Source organism: Mesorhizobium sp. M7A.F.Ca.MR.362.00.0.0 (assembly GCF_004023175.1).
Lineage (GTDB): Bacteria > Pseudomonadota > Alphaproteobacteria > Rhizobiales > Rhizobiaceae > Mesorhizobium.
Map to the genome: position 1 here is coordinate 1 of NZ_RZTF01001084.1, position 248 is coordinate 248.

At 41.9% G+C, this 248-nt stretch carries 1 protein-coding gene; it reads right to left on the reverse strand.

The genetic code is table 11. The features are described 5' to 3' along the window. Positions 1 to 41: 41 nt before the first annotated feature. Positions 42 to 248: MFS transporter (locus EOC06_RS39220; RefSeq protein ID WP_164899102.1), on the reverse strand; the 207-nt coding region annotated here is incomplete at its 5' end.

Here is a 248-nt window from a genome sequence, read left to right on the forward strand (position 1 = left end):
GGGCATGGGAAAACTCCTCTGCCCTATAAATGACTATGAATTTATCCTTCTAGTGCTGGTTCCTTTAAAGTGGTAATAATGAAGAAGCCAAGCACTAGCATGACCGCAAAGAATCCAAAGGCGATATTATAATTTCCAGTTGCATCAAGGATTGCGCCAACAATCATTGGGGAAAAGAATCCGCCTAGGTTTCCGCCACTGTTTACTGTTGCAATCGCGACAGGAAATGTATTTCTATTTGTTAACCC